The organism is Occallatibacter sp. (assembly GCF_049510455.1).
In the GTDB taxonomy this organism is placed as follows: domain Bacteria; phylum Acidobacteriota; class Terriglobia; order Terriglobales; family Acidobacteriaceae; genus Telmatobacter.
In genome coordinates, this window is sequence record NZ_JBEKYX010000191.1 from 1 (window position 1) to 3,434 (window position 3,434).

Annotated in this window: 3 protein-coding genes; all 3 read left to right on the forward strand. The window is 61.8% G+C overall.

The genetic code is table 11. The features are described 5' to 3' along the window. Positions 1 to 1,930: FtsX-like permease family protein (locus ABSG47_RS20720; protein WP_424172421.1), on the forward strand; the 1,930-nt coding region annotated here is incomplete at its 5' end. Between the two features lie 78 nt (positions 1,931 to 2,008). Further along, a complete protein-coding gene (locus ABSG47_RS20725) occupies positions 2,009 to 2,203 on the forward strand; it encodes a permease prefix domain 1-containing protein (RefSeq protein ID WP_424172424.1) in 195 nt (64 codons plus the stop codon). Next, on the forward strand, positions 2,170 to 3,434 hold a 1,265-nt coding region (locus tag ABSG47_RS20730), incomplete at its 3' end, for an ABC transporter permease (RefSeq protein WP_424172427.1). The genes ABSG47_RS20725 and ABSG47_RS20730, both read left to right, overlap by 34 nt.

Sequence of the window (3,434 nt, forward strand, 5' to 3'; positions counted from 1 at the left end):
CTGGCTTCCTCTCGCGCTCGAAAGCACGGGCAAATTTACCCCTGGGTGGGACTCGCTCGGGCCCGGTCACGATGTCTCGCTCGGCAAGCCCTGGTATAACCAGCCCACCATCTTCTGGCTCGCGCTGAATGCACGCATCCCGGCGGAACGCCGCGCCGCAGTGCTCGCGAAGTGGGACCAGGTCTTCCGCCCTGACCGCGAGGTAATGACCGAAGCCACAACCGACCCGGCTGTTAAATCCGCGGTTCTGCGAGGGACGACCAAACTGGTCCCGCTCAACAATGGCTCCGGCGGAATGCGGCACAAGTTCTCAGCGTCTCTTGTATTACTCATGGCGCTTTCCGCATCCATTTTTCTTGTCGGCTGCCTGAATCTTGCCAACCTTCAGCTTGCCCGGCTTAACGCGCGCGCTAACGAACTCGGAGTGCGGATGGCTCTCGGCGCAAGCCGTGTCCGGCTTCTCTCCCAAATTGTTCTTGAGGACGTTCTGATTGTCCTTGTTGGCTGCGGATTGGCCTTCGCCATGGGCCGGCTTGCGAGCGCCATGCTTGTGCGCTGGGCTTCCAACCATAATTCGCTTCTCATAATCGACCTGCGCCCGGGCCTGCCCATCGCAGCTCTCGGCGTTGCGCTCATGCTGCTGTCGCTTCTGTCCTTCAGCATCCTTCCTGCCCTCATCTTCATGCGAACCAGCGTTGCGCACGCGGCAGGTTCACGTGCCAAGGTCGCCGGTATCTCCCAAACCGCGCGCCAGCGCTGGCGCGCGAATCTGCTGCTCATCGCGCAGGTCAGCCTCTCTCTTCTGCTTTCCACGATGTCGGTCTGCTTCGCCGCTACCCTGGTGCATTGGGAAACCGTCGATGTCGGCATGGACCGCGAGCACATCCTCTCCGTCCACGTGGATGCGGAGCAGTACAGGAGCGCCAACCCGTCCGCTAACCTTCCGGCGCTCGTTCGCCAGATACAGGAGCGGCTTCAGGCTCTTCCCGGTGTTCGCGGAGTGGCTCTGGGAATGTGCGGGGACATCCACTGCGGCTGGAATACGGCGCTATACGTTCATGACCGCAGCGACCTCACCGATGGGCAGGTGCATGGGCAGGAAGATCACGTCAGCCCCGGCTTCTTTCGAACCCTCGGTATCCCCATCCTGCGCGGCCGCGACATAGCTTCGACCGATACGGATACAACACCGCGGGTCGCCATCATCAGCCGCTCGTATGCGCGGCAGCTCTTCGGAGACAAAGACCCGATTGGCCAGTGGGTCGGCTATGAGCCCGCTCCCAACGACCATACGTTTCTGATCGTTGGCGAAGTGGCCGATGCGCACGTGAACGGCCCTCAGCGTGAAGCGCCGCCGATGGTCTACATGAGTATTAACCAGAATCCTGCTCCGGCGCACAGCATCCGCGTCCGTGCCGCCGGAGATCCGGGCAAGCTCTCCGAGAGCGTTCGTCAGGCGCTCCGCGAGATCGATCCCACGCTGCCTGTCGAGGAGATCGTTCCCTTTGCTACGGACCTGAACGGCGATCTCGGCACCGAAAAGCTGCTTGCCCGCCTGGCAGGGATCTATGCGAGCCTCACGCTGCTGCTCGTCACGATTGGCTTCTACGGTGTCATGTCGTCCCGCACCTCGCGCCGCAGAAGCGAGTTTGGGATCCGCCTGGCGCTAGGGGCGACAAGGCGGCATGTCCAGATGTTGATTGTCAGCCAGGCAGCGTGGATATTGGTGGCGGGAATCGGGCTGGGATTGCTGCTCTCTGCCGCTGCGATTCGCCTGGCCAGTCATCTTCTCTATGGATCAGCCGCCAGAAATTCGGCAGCGATTGTCGCCGCATCCGTTGCGTTGGCCGTTACGGGATTTGCCGCTGCTTTCATTCCTGCAAGGCGAGCTGCGTATGTTGATCCGCTGGAGACTTTGCGGAATGAGTGATTCGTGGAACGGGGAGCACAAAGGCCCTGCGCGTGAAGCGGGCATCTATCAAGTCAGTGCGGAGCACGGAGGATACGCATGAAGATCTGGCCGGGGTGGGAGCGGAAGAAGGACGATCTGCGCGAGGAGCTGGAGTCGCATCTGCGGATTGCGGTGGAGGAGCGTATGGCGCGTGGGGAATCGTACGAAGAGGCGAAGGCAGCGGCGACGCGTGAGATGGGGAAAGCGCGGAGCGCACGGTGCAGGATGTGCGCTATGCGCTGCGGCAATTAAGGAAAAGCCCTGGCTACACGGTGACGGCGCTGATTACGCTTACGCTGGCGATTGGCGCGAACACGGCGGTCTTTGGGCTGATGTATGCGCTGCTGCTGAAGAGCCTGCCGGTGGAGCGGCCGGATCGGATGGTGCGCGTGGAGCTGCAGATTGGAGCACCGGCCAAGAAGAATCCGCCTGCGGATATGACCTCCGGCAAGCTGTATGACGCGCTGGTGGAGGCAAAACCTAAGACACTCAGTGGACTGTGCTCGTGGAGCAAGTTTCCGCAATTGAACCTACGCGATCAGAGCGGAACACGGCCGGCGCAGGCGGCACAGCTTACGGGTGACTGCTTCCAGATGCTTGGGCTGCATGCCGCGCTGGGCCGGCTGTTCACGGAGGCTGACGATAAGCCGGGCGGTGGTCCTGAAGGCTACGCAGTCGTGCTGGGGTATGACTACTGGCACAGTCGCATGGGCGGTGATCCCGGCGTGCTGGGACGCGCGCTGGATTTTCAGGGAAAGAAGGGCGTGATTGTCGGCGTTCTTCAACCGGGGTTCGACAGCGTCGAGGTGGGCGACAAGCCGTGGATGTATGTGGCCTCGGAGATTGGCGAGGCGGGCGACCGACACGGTTTTGGTTCGTTTAACCGCACGCTGCTGGGGCGGTTGAAGGACGGCGCATCGGCTGTGCAAGCGCAAGCAGAGTTGGACCCTGTCTTCAATGCAGCGATGAAGGCCGCAAAGTTTCACTATTTCACGATGACCGATGACGGCAAGTTCAGCGAGACAGATACCGCCCATCTGGTGGCGGTTCCGGGGCGAACAGGCTTCTCCTATTTGCGGCAGGAGTTTGCCGAACCACTGTATCTGATTGAGGGACTCGTTGGGTTGTCACTGCTGGTGGCCTGCGCTTATCTGGCGACGCTGGCAGGCACACGTTCCTTGGCGCGGCGACGGGAGTTGGCAGTCCGCGTGGCGCTGGGTGCGAGCAGACAAAGGCTCACGGCGCAGTTGTGCTGGGAGAGTTTGTTGTTGTCTGGCACAGGCATGGCGCTGGGACTTTTCTTTGCATGGAGCACGAGCCAGGCGCTGGTGAAGCTGATGGACAGCCCCGGAACGGATCGCCTGGAGATAAATACAGCTCCGACAGGCATAGTGCTGGTCTTCGCGCTCGCTGTGACGGGAGTGACCGTGCTGCTGGCGGGAGTGATTCCGGCGTGGCGTGCGAGCCGCGTCGATCCGGTGCG

Bases quoted from the DNA above. Each gene is read 5' to 3' on its own strand.
- ABSG47_RS20725 (WP_424172424.1), top strand. From the start codon at position 2,009: ATGAAGATCTGGCCGGGGTGGGAGCGGAAGAAGGACGATCTGCGCGAG.